Annotated in this window: 25 protein-coding genes; 8 read left to right on the forward strand and 17 right to left on the reverse strand. The window is 68.4% G+C overall.

Annotation, left to right across the window (positions count from 1 at the left end):
• Positions 1-149: 149 nt before the first annotated feature.
• The gene (locus MRBLMI13_RS17980; RefSeq protein ID WP_367824371.1) at positions 150-1,211 is read right to left on the reverse strand and encodes an enoyl-CoA hydratase/isomerase family protein; all 1,062 of its coding nucleotides are present in this window, start codon (positions 1,209-1,211) and stop codon (positions 150-152) included.
• Positions 1,212-1,332: 121 nt separating this feature from the next.
• Between MRBLMI13_RS17980 and MRBLMI13_RS17985 the strand changes: the two genes are divergently transcribed.
• Positions 1,333-3,246 (forward strand): ATP-binding cassette domain-containing protein, encoded by a 1,914-nt coding sequence (locus MRBLMI13_RS17985; RefSeq protein WP_367824373.1) that lies wholly within the window; start codon positions 1,333-1,335, stop codon positions 3,244-3,246.
• A gap of 79 nt (positions 3,247-3,325) precedes the next feature.
• On the opposite strand, the gene MRBLMI13_RS17990 is transcribed toward MRBLMI13_RS17985, so the two are convergent.
• A complete protein-coding gene (locus MRBLMI13_RS17990; RefSeq protein ID WP_056374511.1) occupies positions 3,326-3,775 on the reverse strand; it encodes a hypothetical protein in 450 nt (149 codons plus the stop codon).
• Between the two features lie 144 nt (positions 3,776-3,919).
• Between MRBLMI13_RS17990 and MRBLMI13_RS17995 the strand changes: the two genes are divergently transcribed.
• Positions 3,920-5,323: an HNH endonuclease signature motif containing protein gene (locus MRBLMI13_RS17995; RefSeq protein WP_367824376.1), complete on the forward strand. Its 1,404-nt coding sequence runs from the start codon at positions 3,920-3,922 to the stop codon at positions 5,321-5,323.
• 44 nt (positions 5,324-5,367) lie between these two features.
• Here the strand turns inward: MRBLMI13_RS17995 and MRBLMI13_RS18000 are convergent, their stop codons facing one another.
• The 11 genes from MRBLMI13_RS18000 to hemE all read right to left on the reverse strand — a co-directional run bounded on the left by MRBLMI13_RS18000 (position 5,368) and on the right by hemE (position 14,737).
• The gene (locus tag MRBLMI13_RS18000; protein WP_367824378.1) at positions 5,368-6,690 is read right to left on the reverse strand and encodes a glutamate-1-semialdehyde 2,1-aminomutase; all 1,323 of its coding nucleotides are present in this window, start codon (positions 6,688-6,690) and stop codon (positions 5,368-5,370) included.
• Positions 6,691-6,796: 106 nt separating this feature from the next.
• Positions 6,797-7,774 carry a porphobilinogen synthase gene (gene hemB, locus MRBLMI13_RS18005; RefSeq protein ID WP_367824380.1) on the reverse strand — a complete coding sequence of 326 codons (978 nt, stop codon included), beginning with the start codon at positions 7,772-7,774 and terminating at the stop codon, positions 6,797-6,799.
• Complete coding sequence (locus tag MRBLMI13_RS18010; RefSeq protein ID WP_056374518.1) at positions 7,771-8,562, reverse strand: uroporphyrinogen-III synthase; 792 nt, start codon at positions 8,560-8,562, stop codon at positions 7,771-7,773. Before MRBLMI13_RS18010 ends, hemB begins: the two co-directional genes overlap by 4 nt.
• Positions 8,559-9,575 carry a hydroxymethylbilane synthase gene (gene hemC / locus MRBLMI13_RS18015; protein ID WP_367824382.1) on the reverse strand — a complete coding sequence of 339 codons (1,017 nt, stop codon included), beginning with the start codon at positions 9,573-9,575 and terminating at the stop codon, positions 8,559-8,561. Before hemC ends, MRBLMI13_RS18010 begins: the two co-directional genes overlap by 4 nt.
• Positions 9,576-9,582: 7 nt before the next feature.
• Positions 9,583-10,260, reverse strand: coding sequence for a hydrogen peroxide-dependent heme synthase (gene hemQ / locus MRBLMI13_RS18020; RefSeq protein WP_042541315.1), 678 nt, complete (start codon positions 10,258-10,260; stop codon positions 9,583-9,585).
• A gap of 67 nt (positions 10,261-10,327) precedes the next feature.
• Entirely contained in the window at positions 10,328-10,609 is a 282-nt protein-coding gene (locus MRBLMI13_RS18025; protein ID WP_042541313.1) for a hypothetical protein, read from the reverse strand.
• Positions 10,596-11,003 carry a phage holin family protein gene (locus tag MRBLMI13_RS18030; RefSeq protein ID WP_056374522.1) on the reverse strand — a complete coding sequence of 136 codons (408 nt, stop codon included), beginning with the start codon at positions 11,001-11,003 and terminating at the stop codon, positions 10,596-10,598. Before MRBLMI13_RS18030 ends, MRBLMI13_RS18025 begins: the two co-directional genes overlap by 14 nt.
• 1 nt (position 11,004) lies before the next feature.
• On the reverse strand, positions 11,005-11,427 hold the full coding sequence (locus MRBLMI13_RS18035) for a hypothetical protein (RefSeq protein ID WP_042541310.1): 423 nt from the start codon (positions 11,425-11,427) through the stop codon (positions 11,005-11,007).
• A 203-nt stretch (positions 11,428-11,630) separates the two neighbouring features.
• Complete coding sequence (gene hemG / locus MRBLMI13_RS18040) at positions 11,631-13,169, reverse strand: protoporphyrinogen oxidase (protein WP_367824385.1); 1,539 nt, start codon at positions 13,167-13,169, stop codon at positions 11,631-11,633.
• A 107-nt stretch (positions 13,170-13,276) separates the two neighbouring features.
• On the reverse strand, positions 13,277-13,615 hold the full coding sequence (locus MRBLMI13_RS18045) for a metalloregulator ArsR/SmtB family transcription factor (RefSeq protein WP_367824387.1): 339 nt from the start codon (positions 13,613-13,615) through the stop codon (positions 13,277-13,279).
• Positions 13,616-13,714: 99 nt separating this feature from the next.
• Positions 13,715-14,737: a uroporphyrinogen decarboxylase gene (gene hemE, locus MRBLMI13_RS18050; RefSeq protein WP_079113684.1), complete on the reverse strand. Its 1,023-nt coding sequence runs from the start codon at positions 14,735-14,737 to the stop codon at positions 13,715-13,717.
• Between the two features lie 61 nt (positions 14,738-14,798).
• On the opposite strand from hemE, the gene MRBLMI13_RS18055 reads away from it, so the two are divergent.
• The 4 genes from MRBLMI13_RS18055 (at position 14,799) to MRBLMI13_RS18070 (ending at position 17,540) form a co-directional block, all read left to right on the forward strand.
• On the forward strand, positions 14,799-16,106 hold the full coding sequence (locus tag MRBLMI13_RS18055; protein ID WP_367824390.1) for a glutamyl-tRNA reductase: 1,308 nt from the start codon (positions 14,799-14,801) through the stop codon (positions 16,104-16,106).
• 250 nt (positions 16,107-16,356) lie between these two features.
• Positions 16,357-16,509, forward strand: a complete 153-nt coding sequence (locus MRBLMI13_RS18060) for a hypothetical protein (protein ID WP_367824392.1) — start codon at positions 16,357-16,359, stop codon at positions 16,507-16,509.
• A gap of 36 nt (positions 16,510-16,545) precedes the next feature.
• Complete coding sequence (locus MRBLMI13_RS18065; RefSeq protein WP_079113687.1) at positions 16,546-17,118, forward strand: HhH-GPD-type base excision DNA repair protein; 573 nt, start codon at positions 16,546-16,548, stop codon at positions 17,116-17,118.
• Positions 17,115-17,540: a DUF1801 domain-containing protein gene (locus MRBLMI13_RS18070; RefSeq protein ID WP_042541300.1), complete on the forward strand. Its 426-nt coding sequence runs from the start codon at positions 17,115-17,117 to the stop codon at positions 17,538-17,540. The genes MRBLMI13_RS18065 and MRBLMI13_RS18070 overlap by 4 nt, the downstream gene beginning before the upstream one ends.
• Before the next feature lie 57 nt (positions 17,541-17,597).
• Here the strand turns inward: MRBLMI13_RS18070 and MRBLMI13_RS18075 are convergent, their stop codons facing one another.
• Positions 17,598-18,983: a glycine--tRNA ligase gene (locus MRBLMI13_RS18075; protein ID WP_042541298.1), complete on the reverse strand. Its 1,386-nt coding sequence runs from the start codon at positions 18,981-18,983 to the stop codon at positions 17,598-17,600.
• Positions 18,984-19,086: 103 nt separating this feature from the next.
• On the reverse strand, positions 19,087-19,776 hold the full coding sequence (locus MRBLMI13_RS18080; RefSeq protein ID WP_042541296.1) for a GNAT family N-acetyltransferase: 690 nt from the start codon (positions 19,774-19,776) through the stop codon (positions 19,087-19,089).
• 92 nt (positions 19,777-19,868) lie between these two features.
• Between MRBLMI13_RS18080 and MRBLMI13_RS18085 the strand changes: the two genes are divergently transcribed.
• Together MRBLMI13_RS18085 and MRBLMI13_RS18090 are read left to right on the forward strand one after the other, a co-directional pair.
• Complete coding sequence (locus tag MRBLMI13_RS18085) at positions 19,869-21,332, forward strand: peptide MFS transporter (protein ID WP_367824395.1); 1,464 nt, start codon at positions 19,869-19,871, stop codon at positions 21,330-21,332.
• A 57-nt stretch (positions 21,333-21,389) separates the two neighbouring features.
• The gene (locus MRBLMI13_RS18090) at positions 21,390-22,832 is read left to right on the forward strand and encodes an MFS transporter (protein ID WP_367824397.1); all 1,443 of its coding nucleotides are present in this window, start codon (positions 21,390-21,392) and stop codon (positions 22,830-22,832) included.
• A 19-nt stretch (positions 22,833-22,851) separates the two neighbouring features.
• Here MRBLMI13_RS18090 and MRBLMI13_RS18095 read toward each other — a convergent pair whose 3' ends face one another.
• Positions 22,852-23,247: a hypothetical protein gene (locus MRBLMI13_RS18095; protein ID WP_367824399.1), complete on the reverse strand. Its 396-nt coding sequence runs from the start codon at positions 23,245-23,247 to the stop codon at positions 22,852-22,854.
• A 41-nt stretch (positions 23,248-23,288) separates the two neighbouring features.
• Positions 23,289-24,212, reverse strand: coding sequence for a serine hydrolase (locus MRBLMI13_RS18100; RefSeq protein WP_042541288.1), 924 nt, complete (start codon positions 24,210-24,212; stop codon positions 23,289-23,291).
• Positions 24,213-24,370 lie beyond the last annotated feature (158 nt).

A 24,370-nucleotide genomic window follows, 5' to 3' on the forward strand; every position in this document is an offset into this window, starting at 1 on the left:
CAGGCCGACGATCGCGCACAAGCAAGAGTGGCATGAACTTCGGACATTCGTATCCCCCGATGGGCGGACCTTCGCTGACAGCGAACCATTTGGCCCGCAGCCAGCGGTTTATGCACCGCGGCGAACAACCGCAGATATATCGAAATACCTCAGAAGAGCGAGCGTTGGGGCACGAAATCCCGAGCATCGGCACCGGCATCCGACGGGAGCTCGGCGATGGTCGCCGGGTTCCACTTCGGATTGCGGTCCTTGTCGACGACCTGCGCGCGGATGCCCTCGACGAGATCGGGATGCTGCGTCACGAACCACATCACGCGGCGGTACTCGCCCTCGAGAGCGGCGCGCAGGTTCGGGAGTCGACGTGCCTCCCTGACGGCGTCGAGGGTGACGGCGAGTCCGGTCGGCGCCAGGCTCTCGAGCAGGTCCGCGGTCGTCGCGGCATCCGCAGCCTCCTCGGCGCGGAGCCGCGACACGATCTCCGCGATCGTGTCGGACGAGAACGCGCGGTCGATCCATTCGCGTGACGCCGGGAGCGCAGACGGCTCGGGGGTCTCGTCGAACAGCAGCACGATCTCGGCCGGCCCGGTCGGGTCGGCACGATAGGCCAGCGCCTCGCGCAGCGCATCGAGCCGATCGGACGGCACGAGGTGGTCGGCGAAGCCGAGCAGCACCGCATCCGCTCCGTTCATCGTCGAGCCCGTGAGTCCGAAGTACTCCCCGAATCGCCCTGGCATCCGCCCCAGCAGCCACGTGCCGCCGACGTCGGGGGTGAATCCGATGCGCGTCTCGGGCATCGCCAGCTGGGAACGCTCGGTGACGATGCGGATGGCCGCGTGACCCGACAGGCCGACGCCGCCGCCCATCGTGATGCCGTCGGCGATGGAGACGATGGGTTTCGGGTACTCGGCGATCATCGCGTTCAACGCATACTCGGCGCGGAAGAACTCGGCGGTCTCCTCAGTGCGTCCGGCCACGATCTGCCCATGCAGTGCGCGAACGTCTCCCCCGGCGCACAGGCCTCGCTCGCCCGCGCCGTCGATGACGACGATCTGCACATCGGTGTCGTCGCGCCAACGCTCGAGGGCCTCGGTGAGCTGCTGGATCATCCCGGGGTCGAGCGCGTTGATCGCTTCCGGCCGGTTCAGGGTGAGCCTGCCGAGGGCCCCTTCGGTGCGGACGAGGACCCGGGAAGCAGCGCTGGATTCGGTCACGGGTGCCAGGCTACCCGCTCGACGGACCCTTGCATCCGGCCGCGTTCGTAGGGTAAATGCACGATCCTGCGGCTTTTCCGGCAGGATAGACAGAACTGCCCACTGCAACGAGAGGTCGCAGATGCCCGACGGACAGGTGCTCGAGTTCACGCACGTCACGAAGCGCTTCAACGACGTGACGGCGGTGTCCGACTTCTCCGCGCGAGTCGAGCCCGGTGTCGTGACCGCTTTCCTCGGCCCGAACGGCGCCGGCAAGACCACCACCCTGCGCATCCTCCTCGGCCAGGTGCGCGCCACGAGCGGCACCGCCACGATCGGCGGAGTCTCGCATGCAGAGCTGCGTCACCCGCTGCGCACGATCGGTTCCGTCCTGGAGGAGACCGCGTATCGCCCTCGCCGCTCGGCCTCACGCCAGCTGACGATCGCTGCCAAGGCCAACGGCATCCCGCTCTCGCGTGTCGACGAGGTCCTCTCTCTGGTCGGTCTCGAGCACGAGGCCGAAGGTCGCATCGGCAGCTTCTCGCTCGGAATGCGTCAGCGGCTGAGCGTGGCACACGCGCTGCTCGGCGACCCCGGAGCTCTGGTCTTCGACGAACCGGCCAACGGCCTCGACCCTGAGGGCATCCGCTGGATCCGCCTCCTTCTGCGTCGCCTCGCCGACGAGGGCCGCACGGTTCTCGTCTCCTCGCACGTGCTGAGCGAGATCGAACAGGTCGCAGACCACGTGCTCGTGCTCTCGAAGGGCCAGCTCGTTCTCTCGAGCGGCATCGAGACGCTCGCCGACCCTTCTGCCGGTTCTGTCGTGGTCGACGCGGCGGATCGTGCCGCACTGAGGTCCGCGCTCTCGGCAGCGGGCCTCGAGGTCGAGGTGCTCCGATCGGGTCTCACGGTTCGCGGCAGCAACGCGGGAGCCGTCGGCGCCATCGCGGCATCGGCCGGCATCGCCCTCGCCACCCTGGTCCAGCGCGGCCCCACTCTCGAGGACGTCTTCATCGAGCTCGTCCGCGGCGGCAGGCTCGCGCCGCAGGCCATCACCGCCGCGCCGCTCGATTCCGCAGCGCCGGTCGCGGGTGTCGGAGCGCCTGTCGTCGATTCCGTGGCGCCATCCGAGTCGTCGGACGTGGCCGACTCCGACCACGCCGATTCCGAGACCCTTCAGGCTCAGGATGTCGCGGGGCCCGATGTGTCTGAGTCCGATGCAGCTGCGACCGATGCGGATGCGTCGGTTCTCTCCGAATCCGATGCGGACGCGACCGACGCCGCCCGCGCAGAGGCCGACGCGGCGGATGCCGAGGCCGACGACGCGGCTGATGCGGCGGATGCTGCTCGTGACGTCGAGTACGCCGCGGCAGAGCTCCGCTATGCGGCCGATGCCTCGGATGCGAACGACGCGGAAGATGCGGCCGACGTCGCCTCGGAGGCCGCGCATGCGGGCCGCGAGGACGCCCACGGCGATGATGACCCGGCAGGCGGATCGACCGAGCCGCAGACGCCCGCGGACGCCGAAGCGGCGAACGCCCAGCCGTCGTTCGACGACATCCTCTTCGGCACCGCCCCGGCAGACGCGCCGGACGCTCATGCCGCCGACCACACCGACGCCCGCGTCAGCGACGACACCGACGGTCATGTCGCTGACGCGACAGACCAGACTGCGAACGAAGACGGCACCGGCGAGCACTCCGGAGTCGAGTTCTTCGCCGAGGCACACGAGTCCGACGAGTCGCACGATTCCGACGAGTCCGACGAGTCGTCGGATGACGCGACGGCTGAAGCGTCTGGCGACGACGACCCTCGTTCGGCTGCCGTCACCTCGATGCTCGCTGCCGCTGCTCGCGCGTACTACGAGGACGAGCCCAAGGACTACCCGCTCGGAGAAGTCGACGCCTCAGCAGAGGCGGAGACAGAGGCGGATGCCGCTCCCGAGGCGAACGACGGTCGCGATGGCGAGCACCACGAACACCACGAGGGCGACCACCACGAGCACCACGAGGACGCGCACCACGAGCACCACGAGGGCGAGCACGACCGCTCCTGAGGTCACCCCTCGAGGGCACCGACGCGAACGCCCTCCGCGCCGTGAGGCTGCGGAGGGCGTTCGCTCGTTCTCGGATCGCTCAGGCGGGCCGTGGGCGGATCACCGGACGGCGACTCCCCTTCGAGACCGGCGTGGGCGATGTGGCCACGATCTCCTCGACGTCTGCCGGTTCATCCGACACGTCGAGTCGGAGCGCCTGGGTCAGAGCGAGGCCGTGCCTCGTCGTGAGGATCAGTCGTCGGTACTGCTCGTCGCCGGAGAGGTCGATGACGACGCTGGGACGTCGGCGTCGGATGAGGACGAAGTCGACGCTGCCCGCAGCCTTCCACGTTCCGGCGGCGAGCACCCCGGGGATGTGCGTTCCCGGATTCGGCACGCCGCGCAACCAGGTCCATGCGTCGTCGATCAGCTGGACCTTGGTGATGGTGTCGCGCACGAGCCTCACATTGTCGCGGTGGAAGCTCGCCGCACGTTCGATCGGCGAGAGCACGATCTCGAGTTGCGTCTGGTCCAGCAGCAACGTCACCATGCGTCCAGTCTGCCAGCGGCACCCTTCCAGATGTCTGTGTCTTGTTCACAGGAAGGCAACGATCCGTTGTCGGTTCCCACGATTCCACCTTCTTCCATTCCGATGTTCTGCTCGACCTTCGAACAAATCTACTAGAGTCGGAGCATGACATCCGCCACCGATTCCGACCTCGAGCGACGCGCTGAGCTGCTCGACTCGTGGGTCGAGAAGCGGCGACAGATCGCACGCCTCGAAGCCGAGGCGTCCGATCTTCTTGCCGAGCGGATGCGCCTGAGCCGGTCTGACTCCGACGAGAACCCGTTCCACCGCGACGCCATCCACAGGTCGATGATCGCGGAGTACTCCGCGGCGGGCCGCCTCACTCAGGGCAGCGTCGAATACGCGTTCACCGATGCCGGCGTCCTCGCCGCCAGCCACCCCGGTGTGCGTTCGGCTTTCAGGGCCGGCCACATCACGGCGGCGCATGTCCGCGAGATCGTGCGGGCCGCAGGAGTGGTCCGGGAGGCGGTCAACAACGGGCGAGCGGATGCCGATGTGCTGCCGCTGTACGACACGGTCGCGGTCATCGTGGCCGAACGGGAGACCCCTGCGCGAACACGAGCGCACCTGCGCGAGCTGGCCGCCGTCCTGGCAGGCTCCACGGTCACCGAGCGCCATGCGCGCTCGAAGTCGGAGCGCACCGTCACCGTACGCCCGGCAGGAGACGGTCTGTGTGTGCTGACAGTCGTGCTCCCCGAGCATCTCGCGACGGCGATCCTCGACCGGCTCACCCGACTCGCGCACGTCGTCATCGCCGGGCGGAACGACCGTGAGCCGACGCTCGATCCGATGGACGACGGCGAGAATCCGATCTATCCGGACGACATCGCGCAAGACGCCCCTTCGCGTGACGATTACGCGATCTTCGGCGACGGGACTTTCACAACCGATCCGACCGGCCCCGCGGTCGAACACATCCCGTCCGACACCCGCACGATCGATCAGGTGCGGGCAGATCTGCTGATCGACCTCCTGCTCGCCTCCGATCCGAGCGCGGCAAACGGCTCAGGACTCGACAACATCCAGGGGCGCATCCAAGTCACAGTCGCCGCCACCACGCTCGCGGGGTGCGACGATCGCCCCGCGCAGTTCGACGGACACGGGCCGCTGCACCCCGATATCGCCCGCGATCTCGCGGGCCGCAACGGCGGATGGTCCCGATTGTTCCTCGATCCGACCGGGCTTGTCGTCGAGACCGACACCTACCGGCCGACAGAACCCATGCGGCGGTTCCTGCGTGCGCGAGATCAACACTGCCGATTCCCCGGCTGCAGGATGCCGGCGCATCGGTGCCAGATCGATCACACTTTCGATCATGCGAAGGGCGGGCGGACGGAGATCCACAACCTCGCCCATCTGTGCGCGCGCCACCACTCTCTCAAGCATCCAGACGTCGCTGACGACCATCGTTGGACGGCGCAGCAGCTTCCCGACGGCACGATCGACTGGTTCAGCCCGCTCGGCCGCACCTATCGAGACTCACCGTCACGACGAGTCATGTTCGTCTGACGTTCGTCACGCCGTAGTCCGTCTCAGACCTGGGATCGTGCAGCTTACGCCTGTGCGCGGGCAGCAGCCTCGGCCGCGATCGGGAGCGCCGCTTCGATGCGCTGAAGCTCTTCCTCGCCGTGCGCGGCAGTCAGGAACCAGGCCTCGAACACGCTCGGAGGCAGCGCGACGCCCTGCTCGCGCATCGCGTGGAAGAACGGCGCGTACCGGAACGACTCCTGGGCCTGGGCCTCGGCATAGTCGCGAGGCGCTGAAGCACGGAACGAGGCGCTGAAGAGGTTTCCCGCGTGCGCGACGGCGTGGGTGACACCTGCGTCCGCGAGTGCGGCGTCCAGAGCGCCGGAGACCCTGGCTGCGGCGGCATCGACGGTCGCATAGACCTCGGGGGTCGCGAGCCTCAGAGTCGCCAGGCCGGCGGCGACCGACAGCGGGTTGCCCGAGAGCGTGCCAGCCTGGTAGACCGGGCCGAGAGGTGCCAGCAGGTCCATGACCTCAGCGCGTCCACCGAGAGCGGCCAGGGGCATTCCTCCGCCGACGACCTTGCCGAACGTGAAGATGTCGGGCAGGTAGTCCTCGCCGGCCGCGGCCTGGAGCCCCCAGAAGCCTGCGGGGTGCACGCGGAAGCCCGTCAGCACCTCATCGAGGATCAACAGCGCGCCATGAGCGTGTGCAGTCTCGGCCAGCATCCGGTTGAACCCTGGCAGCGGCGGAACCACACCCATGTTCGCGGCTGCGGCCTCGACGATCACCGCGGCGATGCGCGGACCGTGCTCGGCGAAGACGGCCTCGAGCGCGCCCGGGTCGTTGTAGTCGATCACGAGGGTCTGTGCGGCGATCGGCGCGGGCACCCCCGCGGAGCCGGGCAGAGCGAGAGTCGCGACGCCGGAACCGGCCGCGGCGAGGAGACCGTCGGAGTGACCGTGGTAGTGGCCGGCGAACTTGACCAGCAGGTCGCGTCCGGTGGCGCCGCGGGCAAGGCGGATCGCGGTCATCGTCGCCTCTGTGCCGGTCGAGACGAGCCGCACTCGCTCGATGGGCCGGGTCTCCCCGAACCGCACACGATCCGCGATCAGCTGAGCGAGTTCGACCTCGCCCTCGGTCGGGGCGCCGAACGAGAGTCCTCGAGTCGCCGCCTCCTGCACGGCGGCGACGACCTCAGGCTGCGCATGGCCGAGCAGGGCCGGACCCCACGACGCGACGAGGTCGACGTACTCGTTGCCTGCGGCATCGGTCACCGTCGCACCCGCGGCCGACGCGAGGAAGCGCGGCGTGCCCCCGACCGAACCGTATGCGCGCACGGGTGAGTTCACACCACCGGGGATCACCGTGCGGGCAGCGGAGAACAGGTCATCATTGCGGTCGGTCACAGCACACTCCTCAGCGATGCACGGAGCTCTCCCGGCATCCCCTCCAGGCTAGTCCGCAGAGCTGAGGGAGGGACTCAGACGACCTCGTCGAGTCGACGGACCGCTATCAAGGGCGTAGCCAGCGAGCGGCTTCTTTCGCCCAGTACGTCAGGACGACATCCGCGCCAGCGCGGCGGATCGACAGCAGCGACTCGAGGATCGACGCGCGGCGATCGATCCAGCCGTTCGCGGCAGCGGCCTCGATCATCGCGTACTCGCCGGACACCTGATATGCCCACACCGGAATGTGCACGGTGTCTCGCACCTCACGCAGCACGTCGAGGAAGGCCATGGCGGGCTTCACCATGACGATGTCCGCGCCCTCCTCCTCGTCGACGACAGCCTCTCGCACGCCCTCGCGGCGGTTGCCGGGGTCGAGCTGGTACGTGCGACGGTCGCCCTTCAGCTGCGAATCCACGGCCTCACGGAACGGACCGTAGAACGCGCTCGCATACTTCGCGGCGTAGGCGAGAAGCAGGGTGTCGGTGAAGCCCTCGGAATCGAGCGCCTCGCGGATGACGGCGACCTGGCCGTCCATCATTCCCGAGAGGCCGAGCAGCTGAGAGCCCGCCCGGGCCTGAGCCAGGGCCATCGACGCGTAGCGTTCGAGCGTCGCGTCGTTGTCGACGGTGCCGTCAGGCGCGAGCACGCCGCAGTGCCCGTGGTCGGTGAACTCGTCGAGGCACAGGTCGGTCTGCACCACGAGGGCGTCCCCGACCTCGGCCGCGAGCACCTCGGTGGCGACGTTCAGGATGCCTTTGGGATCGTCGGCACCCGAGCCCTGCGCGTCTCTGACTGCGGGGACTCCGAACAGCATCACACCGCCGACACCCGCCTCGGCGGCCTCGGTGGCGGCGGCACGCAGAGAATCGAGCGAATGCTGCGCGACTCCGGGCATCGACCCGATGGGGGCGGCCTCGGTGAGTCCCTCACGGACGAACAGCGGGAGCACCAGCTGCCGCGGCTCGAGGGAGGTCTCACGCACCAGACCCCTGACGGCAGGGGACTGCCGCAGTCGGCGCAGTCGGACGTCGGGGAAGCTCACGGCGCCAGCTCGTCCGCCGCGTGCGGGAGGGTGTAGCTCGACACGGCATCGATGAGCGCGTCGACCGTCTGACGATCGGCGACGACCGTGATCGGAAGACCTGCCTTGTCGGCATCCTTCGCAGTCCTCGGACCGATCGCAGCCAGCAGCGTCTCATCGGGGATCAGCGGGAACTGCTCGCGCACCTGCTCGGCGACCGAACCGCTCGTGATCAGGATCGCGTTGATGCGTCCGTTCTCGACGTCGCGCTTGATGCGGTCGGTGACCGGCACGCCGACGGTCCGGTAGGCGACGACGCTGTCGACGTCGTGACCGGCCTCCTGCAGAAGGACGCTGAGCACGGGCTTCGCGATCTCGCTGCGCAGAGCCAGGATGCGACGCGGCTCGGCCTCGAGGGCGATGAGCTGCTCGGCCATGCCCGCAGCCGAATTGTCTTCATCCGGCACCATCGCGACTTCATACCCGACGGCCTGCAGAGCGGCTGCGGTCGTCTCTCCGACTGCCGCGATCTTCGTACGACGCGGCACCACAGCGCGGTGCGCGAACATCACGTCGACGGTCGTCGCACTGGTCACCGTCAACCAGTCGTACTCGCCAGCAGCCAGCCGGGTGAGCGCCACGTCGAGCGCGGCCTGATCTGTGGTGGCCGCGAAATTGATCAGCGGCGCGACGACGGGCACCGCTCCCCGCGAACGGAGACTGGCGGCGACGCCGTCGCCCCACGGGCCTCCCCGGGGTACGAGGATGCGCCAGCCGTCCAGCGGTCGGTCCTGCTTCGAATTGGTCATGATGAGGAATGCTCTCGGGAGACGAGGTCGGCCGCCCCTTGCTCGAGCAGCCGATGGGCGACAGACAACCCGAACTCGCGTGCTGTGCGCATCGGGTCTGCACCACCGGCAGCATCCGCTCCATTGCCGCTGCCGTTCCGACGAATATACTCCCCGTTCAGAGTCTCCGTGACGTCGAGGCCGATCCGGCGACCGCCATCGGTCGAGTAGACGACCGTCCTGACGCGGATCTCATCGCCGTCCACGACCGCATGAGCGGCCATCGGCGCCTGGCATCCGGAGTCGAGTCCTTCCAGAATCCCGCGCTCGACCGTGATGGCCAGCCGGGTGTCGTGGTCGTCGAGTTCGGCGAGCGCGGCGAGGAGCTCAGCCGGAGCGTCGGACCGGGTCTCGACCGCGAGCGAACCCTGACCCGGTGCGGTCGGCCATTCGGACAGCCCCAGCTCTTCACGGCGAAGCGGCGAGTCGGTGCCGAGGCGCGAAAGGCCGGCGGCAGCGAGGATGACGGCGTCCAGCTCACCCGACGCGACCCGCTGCAGACGCGAGTCGACGTTGCCGCGGATGTCGACGACTTCCGCGTGCGGAGCCCTGCGGTGCACCTGCGCGATGCGGCGAGGTGACCCCGTGCCGACCTTGCTGCCGGTGCGCAGCTCGTGCAGCGGCGTGCCGCCGCGCGTGATCGCGACATCGCGCGCGTCCTCACGCACCGGAGTGGCGGCGATGACAAGCCCCTCGGGGATCGCGGTGGGAAGGTCTTTGAGCGAATGCACGAGGATGTCGCACTCCCCCGCGAGCAGCGCCTCACGCAGACGCGTGGCGAAGATGCCCTGGCCGCCGATCTCCGACAGCGACGCGCGATTCGTGTCGCCCTCGCTGGTGATCGGCACGAGCTCGACGGGGCGCCCCGAGATCTTCTCGAGGGCGGCGGCGACATGACCCGACTGCGCCTGCGCGAGCGCGCTGCGGCGAGTGCCCAGTCGGATCGGGACGGCAGTGTGACTCTGAGTGCTCATCGTCGACCTACTGCAGCACGTCCGCGATCTCGTCGAACCGGAGGCGACGGCCCGTGTAGAACGGGATCTCCTCCTTCACGTAGAGACGCGCGTCGGTGTAGCGCAGGTCACGCATGAGGTCGACCAGCTCGGTGACCTCGTCGGCTTCGAGCGGCAGGATCCACTCGTAGTCACCCAGAGCGAATGCGGCGACCGTGTTGGCGATGACTCCCTTGAAGGCAGCGCCCTTGCGACCGTGATCGGCGAGCATCTTGCGACGCTCCTCCTCCGGTGCGAGATACCACTCGGGTGTGCGGACGAACGGGTAGAGGCACAGCCAGTCCTTCGGCTCGACACCGCGGAGGAACCCGGGCACGTGCGCACGGTTGAACTCGGCATCCCGATGCACGCCCATGACGTTCCACACAGGCAGCAGAGTGCGCAGCAGCTCGGTGCGCCGCAGGCGCCGCAGGGCCTTCTGCAGATCTTCCGCAGTGTCCCCGTGCAGCCACACCAGCAGGTCGGCGTCGGCCTTCAGGCCCGAGACGTCGTAGAAGCCGCGGACCGTGACTCCGGAATCCTCGATGTAGGAGACGATCGTCTCGAGTTCCGTGGAGTCGGACTCGGTGACCGCGACATCGGGGTTTCGTCGCCAGACGGCCCAGAGGGTGAAGCCGGACGGGTTCTCTTCGCGTGCATCGGACATGGATCCAGTCTGCCCCCTTTGTGAATCACTCGCGAACGCGAGTCAGGATGCGAGGATGCGCCTCCGGTCAGCGAGAAAGCGCGCGGGCGATCGCCCAGACGGCTCCGCCCACGATCACGGCGACTCCCACCGCTCCGGCGATGGCGGCGGCAGGGTTGCGGTCGGCGAAGACCCGCGCCTTCGCCGCAGCGCGCTTCGATGCCTTGTCGATCCGCCGAGGGAAGTTGCCCTTGACCTCGATCGCCGCGAGCGCGGCCTTGAGCTCGGCGCGGGCGGACTGCACCGGATCGACGATCCCTGCGGGGACAGCCGTCTTGGGCAGCGGCCTCGTGATCTCAGAGTTCGTCATAGCCGGCTTCCTTCACGAGTCTGATGTCCTCGCCCACCGCCTGGGCGGGGTTCTTCCGAGCGAGCACCTTGCGGAACTTCAGGATGCCGAGCAGCGCGAACAGCAGCACGGCGAGGATCAGGATTCCGAACACTGCCAGCGCGGAGAGCCAGACCGGCCACCACGACGACAGCCCGGCGATCGCGAAGACCAGGATCACCGGCACTGCCCAGAACAGGAAGAAGAGCGCGACGAGGAACCAGACGGAGCCGATTCCGGCATCCTTCGCCGTCTTCGAGATCCAGGTCTTGGCCGCGTTGATCTCGGCCTTCACGAGGCTGCTGATGAGCTCGGGAAGATCGCCGATCAGGGACAGCAGGCTGTCCTCGGCACGATCGCGGTATCCGCGGGGCATGTCAGCTGCCAGACTTCGCGGCGGTGGAGCGCGAGGATGCCGGCTTCTTGGCCGCGGGCTTCTTCGCGTCGTCCTTCTTCGCGGCGTCCTTGACCTCTTCGACAGCGTCTTCGGTGGCGTCGACGATGTCGTCAGCGGCCTTGCGTCCGGCAGCGACAGCGGAGTCGAGTCGCTGACCTGCGGTCTTGTCGCCGCCGCTGGCCGACTTGACGACCTTCTGCACGCCGGTCCAGATCGCACCGGGCACTGCTGCGGCCTTGTCGCCGACGTAGCCCTTGACCTTGTCGACCTGATCCTGCACGGGGTCGAGGTTCCAGACCTTCAGCCACTGCGTCTTGATCTGCTCGTAACGCTCGCGTCCTGCGCGCGTTCCGAGTACGTATCCCACGCCGATTCCTACGACGAGTCCGATCTTCCCCTTCATGGGGTCTCCTCACGTTGTTCCGGTGTGAACGCCTGGGGCGAACCGACGACACGGAGCCGCCTGCCAGGTGTCCAGCGTAGCCCCGTATGCCGATTTCGGCATCTGTCAGGCAGAGGGTTGACAGCAGGGCGACTTTCGGGTTGACCTCAGGGTGCGCGTCACGCTCTCGGCCGCGCCCGGAACGCAGCCCCACGCCACGCGTGTCAGTCCCAGATCAGAGAGCGCCGCAGCCGATCGGCTTCCTCGCGCGCATCGGGGATCACCTGCGCGAGTCCGGTGCCGGCGAGCCACGCACCCACCGCCGCGAGGCCGGGAACGGCCCGGATGGCCGCGCGCGCCGCCTCCCGCCGCTCGCCCGAGCCGATGATCGACGCGGGCTGCGACTGGACGAACCGCGAACGGTGCGCACCGATGAGATCGCCAGGGGCGAGCGGAACGCCGAGAAGAGCGGATGCCTCCCGGAGCGCGAGCTGAGCAGTCGCGTCATCGTCGAGGCCTGCGGTGGCGGCCGGTTCTCCCTGAGCGCCGAAGGAGACGCGCACCAGATGCCGATCACCGGCGGCGGCCCTGAGCCATTCCCACTTCGCCGTCGAGTGCGTGAGCGCCTTCGCTGTGTGGCTTCCTGGAACTGTGAGGACGCCCGTTCCCCGAGGAGCACCCTGCAGTGCGGAGGCCCGCAGCAGCAGCGTGACGATCTCGATCTCGGGCGCATCCGCCGCCGTGGTCTCGGCGAGTGCGGGTGCGATGTTCTCGAGCAGATGCCGTGCCCCGGCCTCCGAGGTTCCCAGCACCACGCCGTCGGCGCTGAACTCGAGTGCCTCCGTGGCCGACTCCGCATGGGCATCCGAATCCGCGAGCGCTCGCCCTTCGGCACGCACCGTCCAGCTCGCAGCGGACTGCGCGATCTCAGACACCCGCACGCCCGTGCGGACGACGCCGCCGAGCTTCTCGATGTCGGCGACCAGTGCCTCGATCAGCACCATCATGCCGCCGGCGATGCCTTCCACGGCCGCACCGGGCGCCTGCGCCGCAGCCGCCTGCGCCGCACGCGCCGCGCTCTCGTCACGCAGAGCCTGCACAGCACCCGACAGAGAACCGACGCGCGTGAGGGCGGCGTTGAGCCCGGGCGCAGCGATGTCGACATCGACGTCTTCGGGTGATGCGGAGTACACGCCCGTCGTCACCGGAGCCACCAGCCGGTCTCGCACCTTGACGCCCATGCGCGAGGACACCAGCTTGCCGAGGCTCTGGCTGTGGCCGATCGTGAGGGGCGGGCGCACGCGGTCGAGGTAGGCACGCCACACTCCCGACCAGCCGATGATGCGGCGCACGTCCTCTTGGAACGGGTTGCTCGGGATGCCGAGGATGCCGCCGACCGGCAGCGGTGCGGCCCCGACGCCGGGGATGCCCGCGAGCCAGGCGCTGCCCGCCGCGGGGGCGACGATGCGATCGGTGAGGCCGAGTTCGTTGAGGAGCGCTCGCACCCGTCCGCCCCGCGTCGCGTAGCTCTCCGCCCCGGCATCCACGACGACGCCGTCGATCTCGGCCTGACGGATCGCGCCGCCGACGGCATCCGACGCCTCGAGCACGGTGACGTGCATGCCGACCTTGACGCATTCGCGAGCCGCGATCAGCCCCCCGATGCCACCGCCGATGACGACGATGTGGCGCGTTGCCGCGCGGGCTGCCAGCGTGGCGGGCTCGGCTCGGGACGACTCACGGTTCGCGGGATTCGACGGCATACGTCAATCCTTTCACCCGCGACCTGGATGCCTCGCCGGTTGCGACCGGAGAAACGGGCACGGTGCGGAGATCCATCCGGGGGCCGCTCAGTCGAGGATGCGCCGGCTCAGGCCTCGACGTCCGCAGCGGCGGCACGCCCGGAGCCGCGCTTGCGCACCTCGCGGAGCACGATCTGCTCGGGGCACACGGTCGAGAGGAAGTCGCCGACGGAGAGCGCGAGACGCTCGCCGACGAGGGAGTACAGGATGCGGTTGGCATTGCGACGCTCACTGACGAGGCCCGCCTGGCGCAGCACGCTCAGGTGCCGCGAGATCGTGGGGCCGCTCGCCGAGAACCGCGAGGCGATCTCACCCGCCGCGAGCTCGCCGTCCTTGAGGTCCTGCAGGATCTGACGACGCGTCGGATGGGCCAATGCCGCGAAGATGTCTGACGCACTGTCTGTCATGTTCGCAATATAGCACTCATGCTAGATAGCGTCCTGCGTCCGAGATGATGACGTCGGAGCGAACCGCCCCTGGCTGTCAGATCGAGTGGACCGGTTCTGTCAGATCGAGTGCACCAGTTCGACGATGCGGGTGAGCTGATCGGGGTCGGTCTCGGGGGGAACGCCGTGTCCGAGGTTGACGATGTGGCCCCTGGCCGCGCGCCCGCGCTCGACCACGTCGCGCACGTGCGTCTCGAGCACCGACCACGGCGCCGAGAGCAGCGCCGGGTCGATGTTGCCCTGCACCGAGACGTCGGGTCCGAGGATCGCCGCGGCCTCATCGAGCGGCAGGCGCCAGTCGACGCCGACGCCGTCTGCGATGCCACCCAGGCGCATGTCATCGAGGAAGGGCCCGGTGCCCACGCCGAAGTGGATGCTCGGCACGCCGATGCCGTCGAGCGCGACCTTCGAGTGCGGAGCCACGAACGCGCGGTAGTCAGCGGTGCTCAGGGATCCGGCCCACGAGTCGAACAGCTGCACCACGGATGCGCCCGCGTCGCGCTGGATCTCGAGGAACCGGCGCGAGACCTGCGCCAGCCAGCCCGCGAGACGGTTCCACGAGTCGGGGTCGGCGTGCATCATGGCGCGGGCCCGCAGGTGCTCCTTCGACGGGCCGCCCTCGACGAGGTAGGCGGCCAGCGTGAACGGAGCGCCGGCGAAGCCGATCAGCGGGGTCTCCCCGAGCTCTGCGGTGACGATGCCCACGGCCTCGGCGATCGCGGAGCCGTCGAGCGAGAGGGGATCGATGGAGGTGATGCGATCGACGTCACCCGCGGTGCGCACGGGATTCGCGAACACCGGACCGCGTCCGGCCTCGATCTCGACCTCCACGCCCGCCAGTCGCAGGGGGATGACGATGTCGCTGAAGAACACCGCAGCATCGACGCCGTGACGCCGCACCGGCTGCAGAGTGATCTCGGCGGCGAGGTCGGGCGTGAGGCAGGCGTCGAGCATCCGCGTTCCGACGCGCAGCTCGCGGTACTCGGGCAGCGATCGGCCGGCCTGGCGCATGAACCACACGGGGGCGTGCTCAGGTCGGGGGCCGGTGAGGGCGCGCAGCAGCGGAGCGTCGGAGAGAGGCATGCATCCATCCTCCCATCCGCCCCTGGGCCGACCTGCATGAAGCCTCAGGTAGAATCGAAAGGTGCTGCTGGTTGTCACGGCGAGTCACAAGACCGCCCCCTTCGAATTGCTCGAACGCCTGAGCCGCACCCCCGACGACGTCGCCTCCACGGTTGTGGACATGGCGTCCTGCGTGCAGGGTGCGGTCGTTCTTGCTACCTGCAACCGCTTCGAGGCCTACGTCGAGATGGACGAGCCCGTCACCGCCGCAGGTGCGATCGGCGTCGAGGCAGTGCTCGAGGCTGTCGAGGCGTCCACGGGCATCCGCGCCACCGAACTCGACGGCGCCTATGAGGTGCACTCCGGCCGCCGTGTCGCAGAGCACCTCTTCTCGGTCGCATCCGGCCTCGAGTCCGTCGTGTCGGGCGAAGGCGAGATCGCCGGCCAGGTGCGTCGCGCGCTCAAGTCCGCACGCAAGGGGGGCACGACCTCTCCCGAGCTCGAGCGCCTCTTCCAGCGGGCCAGCCAGGCGCAGCGCAAGGTCAAGAACGTCACTGCGCTCGGCCGCGCCGGTCGTTCACTCGTGCGCCTCGCTCTCGAGCTCGCCGACAGCCGCATCGTCGACTGGTCGACCGAGCGCGTGCTTCTCGTCGGCACCGGCGCCTATGCAGCCGTCACCCTCGCGACGCTGCGCGAACGAGGAGCCGTGAACATCTCGGTGTACTCGCCCTCGGGACGCGCTGAGAAGTTCGCCGCGAAGCACGGCATCCGCCCGGTCTCCGCCGAGGACTACGCGCGCGTCGCCTCGCGATCGAGCCTGCTGATCACCTGCACGACGGCGGCCGCTCCCGTGCTCACCCCCGAGCACCTGCAGGCGCCGACCGGAATCGCCCCCGAGGGCTGCCCCGTCGCATCCCACAACCAGATGGTCGTCGACCTCGGCATGCCGCGCAACGTCGACCCCGCTGTCGCTGCCCTCGAGGGAGTGGCTCTGCTCGACCTCGAGACCATCAGCCTGCACGCACCGCTCGAGGAGCTGCAGGCGACGGATGCCGCGCGCACCGTCGTGCGCGAAGCCGCCGACACCTTCCACGTCGTCGGCAGCCGACAGAGCGTCACCCCCTCGGTCGTCGCGCTGCGGTCGCACATGTTCGCACTGCTCGAGTCCGAGATCGCCCGAGCCCGCGCCAGGGGCGACGACGACGGCAAGGTCGAGCAGGCCCTGCGCCACCTCACCGGCGTGCTGCTGCACGTGCCGACCACGCGCGCGCACGAGCTCGCCGCCACCGGCCGGGCAGACGACTTCGCCGCCGCGCTCTCGACGATGTACGGCATCGAGCCGATCGAGCCCGCGCAGGCGTCTGACGCAGACGACGCCGCGACCGCCTGAGGGCCTCACCCTCACTGCACGATCAGCCTCGGCGGAGACCTCTCCCCCGGCTCCGTGGATCTCGGCTCCGAAGCCTGCACGCATCGTCCGTGCTTCATATCGTCGAACCATGACAAATCCCTTCCCCGAACGCAGACTGGGAGGATGCTCGTGGATCCGGATGTGATCGGCATCATCATCGCCCTCTTTGCGTTCACCGCGACCGTGCTCGGCGGAGTCTCCAGAATGCTCGCGAAGCAATCCCGGGGACTTGGACACCCGCTTCGACAGCATCGATGAGAGGTTCACGCGACTCGAGACGCAGATCACCGAACTCAGGATCGAACTCAAAGGCGACGTCGCCGACGTGAGAGTGTCCATCGCACGCCTCGAGGGTCCGCTCCCGAAGCTGCAGCGCATCTGACCCCGCTGCCGCCATCGGGGATGCCAGACTGGACGCATGGCCCTTCACATCACCGGAGACACCGCCGCCGACGCACTGCTCACCGACAATCCGCTCGCACTGCTGGTCGGGATGCTGCTCGACCAGCAGGTCCCGATGGAGACGGCGTTCGCAGGACCCCTCAAGATCGAGCAGCGCACCGGCGCGACCGATGCGGCCACCATCGCGGCGATGGACCCCGACGAGTTCCTCGAGGCGTTCAAGACGACCCCAGCCGTGCATCGGTTCCCCGGTTCGATGGCGACTCGCGTGCAGACGCTCTGTCAGGAGATCGTCGATCAGTGGGGCGGAGACGCCTCGGCACTCTGGACCGAAGGCGACCCGTCGGGCGCCGAGGTGCTCAAGCGACTCAAGGCTCTCCCCGGCTTCGGCGAGCAGAAGGCGAAGATCTTCCTGGCTCTGCTCGGCAAGCAGTACGGGTTCACCGGCGCCGGGTGGCGCGAGGCCGCGGGCGACTACGGTACCGAGGGTTCCTACCGCAGCGTCGCCGACATCGTCTCGCCCGAATCGCTCACCAAGGTGCGCGAACACAAGAAGGCCATGAAGGCCGCGGCGAAGGCGAAGGCATGAAGCCCACCGGCGACGACGTCGCCGGGCTCATCGCCCGATCCACTCCGGCGGTCCGACGTCGGGATGCCGAGACCCTGACCGCCCTGATGCAGGAGATCACAGGCCGCGACCCTCAGACCTGGGGCACGATCATCGGCTTCGGCAGCTGTCACTACCGCTACCCGACCGGCACCGAGGGCGACAGCGGACTCCTCGGCTTCGCCCCCCGCAAGGCGGCTACGACGATCTATCTGTTCGACGGCGTCGACGCACACTCCGAGGCACTCGAGAAGCTCGGCCCGCACAGCACGGGCGTCGGATGCCTCTACATCAAGGACCTCGAGAAGATCGACCTCGACGTGCTCCGCGGCATCCTCGAGCGTTCGCTGGCCTGGGTCGAGGCGGGCGGCACCGATCAGGTGCAGCTGACCGTCACCGGCTGACGCGAGAGGCCCGCCGTCCTGTCGGACAGCGGGCCTCTCGTTCTGATCGTCCGAGCGTCACGCGCCCTTGAGTCGCTCAGCCAGGTACTGGTGCAGCTCGTCGATCGAGACGCGCTCCTGCGCCATGGTGTCGCGGTCGCGCACGGTCACGGCACGGTCGTCGAGCGAGTCGAAGTCGATCGTGACGCAGAACGGCGTGCCGATCTCGTCCTGTCGGCGATACCGGCGACCGATCGCACCCGCGTCATCGAAGTCGACGGCCCACGAGCTGCGCAGCGTGTCGGCGACCTCGCGAGCGAGCGGCGACAGCCGCTCGTTGCGGCTCAGCGGCAGCACGGCCGCCTTGACCGGGGCCAGACGCGGGTCGAGCTTGAGCACCGTGCGCACGTCGGTGCCGCCCTTGGCGTTCGGCACCTCCTCTTCGCGGTACGCGTCGACGAGGAAGGCCATCATGGCGCGGGTGAGGCCGAACGACGGTTCGATCACGTACGGCGTGTAACGGTCGCCCGTGGCCTGGTCGAAGTAGGTGAGGCTCTGACCGGACGCCTCGCTGTGGCTCGACAGGTCGTAGTCGGTGCGGTTGGCGACGCCCATGAGCTCGCCCCACTCCTTGCCTGTGAAGCCGAAGCGGTACTCGACGTCGATGGTGCCGGCGGAGTAGTGCGCGCGGTCGTCTTCGGGCACGTCGAACTGACGCATGTTCTCGGGGTCGATCCCGAGATCGATGAACCAGTTCCAGCACGCCTCGACCCAGTGCTCGAACCACTGCTGCGCGTCAGCGGGGGGCGTGAAGAACTCGATCTCCATCTGCTCGAACTCACGCGTGCGGAAGATGAAGTTGCCGGGGGTGATCTCGTTGCGGAACGCCTTGCCGACCTGGCCGATGCCGAACGGCGGCTTCTTGCGGCTGGCCGTCAGAACGTTCGAGAAGTTGACGAAGATGCCCTGTGCCGTCTCCGGGCGGAGGAAGTAGAGGCCCGACTCATCGTCGACCACACCGAGGTACGTCTTCACGAGACCCGAGAACGACTTCGGCTCGGTGTACTGGCCCTTGGTGCCGCAGTTGGGGCACGGCACGTCGGCGAGGCCGTTCTCCGCCTTGCGACCCTTGCGCGCCTCGAAGTCCTCGATCAGAGTGTCGGCGCGGAAGCGCTTGTGGCAGCTCAGGCACTCGACCAGCGGGTCGGTGAAGGTCGCGACGTGGCCAGAGGCCTCCCACACGCGCTTGGGCAGGATGATGCTCGAGTCGAGTCCGACCATGTCGCCACGGCCGCGCACGAACGTCTGCCACCACTGGCGGCGGATGTTCTCTTTGAGCTCCGTGCCGAGGGGCCCGTAGTCCCACGCGGACCGGGAACCGCCGTAGATCTCACCCGCCTGGAAGACGAACCCGCGGTGGCGGGCAAGGGCGATGACCTTGTCAAGACGGGACTGTTCGGCCACGGTGGCTCCAATGGTCGCATGCGGGAAAGCCCGTGATCACGGGCACATCAATCTTATCCGCGACCGGTTCGCCTCAGGACCCTGGCCAGGTCGGTCCGAGCCCTCAGGCCGTGAAGAGGTAGCCCTTCTCGACATCGAACCCCGAGAGCGTCAGGCCGCTGCTCAGCAGACCTTCCATCTGCGCACGCAGACGGGTGCGCCATTCGTGCGCAGCATCCGGATCCTCGACGCGGATGCTCTCGATGTCGCTCGGGATCTCCAGCGTCTCCACAACCTCGTCGGATGCCGGCGACTTGGCGATGTCGGCGAGCGCCCATTCGACGTCGAGCCGGTCGCTCTCGTCTCCGGCATCGCCTCCGCCGAAGATGCCGTAGCGGTTCACCGAGTACCCGGTCACGCGGGCACCGAGCACTGTGAGGAAGAAGTGCGCGTTGCGGGCGACCAGCGGATCGAACGTCCAGGTGATGCGACCGACGTCCCGCGAGAACGCCCATTGGCGCTGGTGCTCTTTGAGCTCTCGTCCCCAGCCGCGTCCGCGGTACTCGGGCAGCAAGGCCGTGATGTGCGAGTGCATCGCGCGGCGCCCGGGGGCGCCGAAGAAGGCGATCGAGGCACCCACCATCCGCTCTTCCCCGTCCTCGGCATCGAAGAGTCCGACGACGTAGTTGCCCGACTGCTGAAGAGCTCGCAGAGTGCCGGCGTCGATCACGCGCTCGGGGCCGCGGATGGAGTCGAGCAGGCCCTGCGCGGCGATGATGAGTTCAACGGTGTCCAGATCACGGATGGTTCGCACGCCCCCAGTCTGCCCCTCCGGTCGCAGATATCGGAATCGAACACGTGCGAGTGGGCTGGGAACCACGTCGCGACCGGGCGTACCGTGGAGGAATGGCAAGCAGCGACACGACGGCCGAGAAGTCCGACACCCGATTCTTCGGGCAGCCCTGGGCACTCGTCCACATCTTCGGCGTCGAGATGTGGGAGCGGTTCAGCTTCTACGGCATGCAGGGCATCCTGCTCATCTACCTGTACTTCTCGGTCACCGAGGGGGGCCTCGGACTCTCCCAGGCCGTCGCCGGCGGGATCGTAGGCGCCTACGGCGGGTCGGTCTACCTCTCGACGATCCTCGGTGCCTGGATCGCCGACCGGATGCTGGGCTCGGAACGTGTGCTGTTCCTCAGCGCGATCGTGATCGTCGCAGGGCACGTCGCCCTCGCCCTTCTCCCCGGATTCATCGGCGTCGGGGTCGGCCTCGTGCTCGTCGCGCTCGGCTCGGGCGGCCTGAAGGCGAACGCGACCTCCGTCGTCGGCACCCTCTACAGCGCAGACGACACCCGTCGGGACGCCGGATTCTCGCTGTTCTACCTCGGCATCAACCTCGGCGCCTTCATGGGTCCGATCCTCACCGGCATCCTGCAGTCGACCCTCGGATTCCACTACGGCTTCGGGCTCGCCGCGATCGGCATGACGCTCGGACTCGTGCAGTACTCCTTCGGCCGCAAGGCGCTGCCGGATGAGGCACGACGCGTGCCCAATCCGCTGCCCTCCTCGCGCTATCCGCTCGTCGCGATCGTCGCGGTCGCCGCCGTCGCCCTCATCGCGGTGCTGGTGCTCGTCGGCGTGGTCAGGGCCGACAACCTGGCGTCCATCGTGATCATCGGAACGATCGTCGCGACGGTGGCCTACTTCGCGGTCATCCTCAGCAGCCGCCGGATCGACGGCACCGAGCGCTCGCGCGTCTGGGGGTTCCTGCCCCTCTTCGTCACGAGCGTCGCCTTCTGGTCGCTCTACCAGCAGCAGTTCACCGTGCTCACGGTCTACTCCGACGAGCGCCTCGACCGCAACATCTTCGGATTCGAGATGCCCGTCTCATGGGTGCAGTCGATCAATCCCGTGTTCATCATCATCCTGTCCGGTGTCTTCGCGGCGATCTGGACCCGCCTGGGCCGCCGTCAGCCCTCGACGCCGGTGAAGTTCGCACTGGGCGCGATGATCATGGGGGCGGCGTTCCTGCTGTTCCTGCCGTTCGCGGGCGGGGGCGCCAACTCCACCCCGTTGATCGCCATCATCGGCATCCTGTTCGTGTTCACGGTCGCCGAGCTGCTGATCTCGCCGGTCGGGCTGTCTGTCACCACGAAGCTCGCCCCGAAGGTCTTCCATACCCAGATGGTCGCGCTGTTCTTCCTGTCGATCGCGCTGGGCACGGCGATCTCGGGCTGGCTCGTGCAGTTCTACGACCCGAAGAACGAGGTGCCCTACTTCTCGATCCTCGGCGCCATCGCGATCGTGGTCGGCCTCGGACTGCTCCTCGCCGTCAAGCCGGTGCTGCGACTGATGAAGGGCGTGAGCTGACGATCGCACCACGCGGGCTCGCGCCTCGGGTGTCTCAGACGCCGATAGCCTGAAGCGATGGGAGAGAACGATGATCGCGCGCGCAGAAGACTCTCCCGGACATCACCGAAGTGGGCGATCGTCGCGGTGCTGGCGTTCGCCGGTCTGTGCTCGTCGTTCATGTTCACACTGGTCGTGCCGCTGCAGGCCGAGCTTCCTCACCTGCTGAACGCATCCCGCGAGGACACCACCTGGGTCGTCACGATCACGCTGCTCGTCGCCGCGGTCGCCACCCCGATCTCGGGCCGACTGGGCGACATGTACGGCAAGCGCCGCGTCGTGATCGTCCTGCTCGGACTGCTGATCCTCGGGTCGCTGATCGCCGCGCTGTCCGGCTCGATCGTCGGCGTGATCATCGGCCGGGCGCTGCAGGGGGCGGTGACCGGTGTGGTCCCGCTGGGCATCGCTATCATGCGCGACGTGCTGCCGCCCGAACGCCTGGGCACCGCCGTCGCCCTGATGAGCGCGACGATGGGCGTGGGCGGTGCGATCGGGATGCCGGTGGCCGCCCTGCTCGCGGTGAACGCCGACTGGCACTGGCTGTTCTGGCTCGCGGCCGCTCTCGGCGTCATCGGCCTCGCCCTCGTGCTGCTGGTGATCCCCGAGGATGTGCTGCGGTTCCCCGGGCGCCTCGACGTGATCGGCGCGGTCGGACTCGCGATCGGCCTCACCGGCATCCTGCTGTTCGTCTCGCGCGGCGCGGAGTGGGGCTGGACGGCACCGCTGACCCTCGCATGCATCATCGGAGGCGTGGGGGTGCTGCTGGTGTGGGGGTGGTATCAGCTGCGCACGAAGGATCCGCTGCTCGATCTGCGCGTCGCTGCCCGCCCCGCCGTGCTGTTCACCAACATCGCCGCGATCGGCATGGGCTTCGCCCTGTTCGCGTCGAACGTGACTTTCCCGCAGCTGCTCGAGGGCCCGACCGCCTCCGGTGCGGGCTTCGGACTCGACATGGTCGCTGCCGCACTCGTGATCATGCCGGCGGGTCTCGTGATGATGGTGATCTCGCCGCTGTCTGGCTGGCTCGAGCGCACCGTCGGGCCTCGCCCGCTGTTCACCGTCGGCGCTGCGGCGATCGTGCTCGCCTACGTGTTCGTGCTGCTGTGGTCGAGCGAGGTCTGGCACATCCTCGTCGGCAACCTGCTGATCGGCGTCGGCATCGGATTCACGTTCGCCGCCATGCCGATGATCATCATGCGATCGGTGCCCGCGAACGAGACGGGCGCCTCGAACGGACTGAACGCGCTCTTCCGCTCGATCGGCACGTCGAGTGCGTCCGCCGTGATGGGCGGGGTGCTCGCCGCCATGAGCATCGACGTCGGCGGAGTCTCGGTGCCCACGCGGGCAGCGTTCGATCTGTGCTTCTGGCTGGCGATCGGGGCCGGGATCGTCGCTCTGGTGCTGTCGCTGTTCATCCCCCGGCAGCGTGCAGCAGAGCAGCATCCGTCGCTGCCGGGCTAGCCGTCAGCCCGGATCGCGATCAGAGCACGCGCGGATCGAGATCGCCCGTCGTCGGCGCTCGCAACCGCGCAGGGATCGGCCACTCGAGCACGTACTGCTGCACGGGCGGACGCGCCATGTCGCCGAAGTCGTCGATCTTCACGACGATGCGTCCGGGAACGCCTTCGTCGTCGGGAGTGACCTCGAGGATGCGCACGCGAAGGGGCCTGTCGGCTTCACCCTCGAGCATCCACGGATCGGCGAGCCAGCCGATCCCCCGCTCCTCGAGCGCGGTCTCGGCGTCGAGCCACTCGGTGGGACCGGAGACCGGGCGACCCAGCACGTCGACGGCCACCCACTCGTCGCCGTCGGGGCGGATCCATCCGAGCAGCTCTCCGTCGTCGCGGCGGTGCGGAGTCCAATCGGCGCGGGGCATGCCTCCAGGCTAGCGACGCTGGGGCGAGGGCGCCCGTGAGCTCAGTGCGTGTACTCCATGAGCTCGACCCCGAGCACGCGGAAGGCATCGTGCGCACGAAGCCGGTGCGTGATCGACAGGTCGTCGAAGCAGACGATCAGGGAATAGGCGACGCCGGCGCGTGGCCCGGCGAGGACTCCCGCCTCTGCCCGCACGCCGCGATCGCGCCCGGTCTTGTTGATGAACAGCAGACCGTGGGCGTCGTGGTCGTGAGCGAAGGGATCGAGGCCCGTCGACGAGGCCACCAGGCTCAGGTCCTGGTTCAGACTGAGCCACTCGGACACCTGAGCGCTCACCGAGGCGCCCACCACCTGCGAGTTCACGAGTGCCGAGAAGAGTCCGGCGAATTCGCGCGCGGAACCCACGGCGACCTGGGGCGCGTCGTCGGGACCGCGCTCGTCGCGGAATCGATCGAGAAGGGCTGTGCGGCGGAGTCCGAGGGCCTCGATGCGCTCACGCACGCGATCGTGACCGACCCGCTGCAACAGGGCGTTGACTGCGATCGGGTCGCCGGCTGTCGCTGCGAGCACGGCGAGATCTTCGAGCGGCAGCGCGGGCGCATGCAGGTGTCGCCAGAGACCCGAGGTCGACACCGACTCGACGGCGGTGCGCTCGACGATCTCGAGCGGGTCGAGGGTGCCTGCATCGAACGCTGCCGCCACCTCGATCAGCAGCGGTACGACCCCGAGCCCCGCGACAGGCATGGTCACATGGTCATCGCCGGAGAGGACATGCGTGTGGTTGTCGAGATCGACGACGTGAACCGACACCTGCGCGCCCGCGTCCGCGAGCTGTTCGAGCGCCCGGAGGGTCGAAGTGAACGACCGACGCCCCGAGGCCGCACGACGCGGCAAGCGTCGGCTGGGCCGCTGAGAGCGGCGCAGCGAGGCCAGTGGCGGGCCGTCGGCAGGCTCGGAAGCACCCACGCGTGATCCTTAATAGGGGGGTTGGATTGGCGGGATGCTGCGGTGTCCATCCTCCGCAGCACCGATATCGTAACCCCGTCAGGTGAGGATGCCCTACATACTCCGGTATACGGTCATCAGATCGTCATCCAGGAGACAGCAGGGCACCCGTCGAGACC

It is taken from the genome of Microbacterium sp. LMI13-1-1.1 (genome assembly GCF_040815625.1).
Lineage (GTDB): Bacteria > Actinomycetota > Actinomycetes > Actinomycetales > Microbacteriaceae > Microbacterium > Microbacterium forte.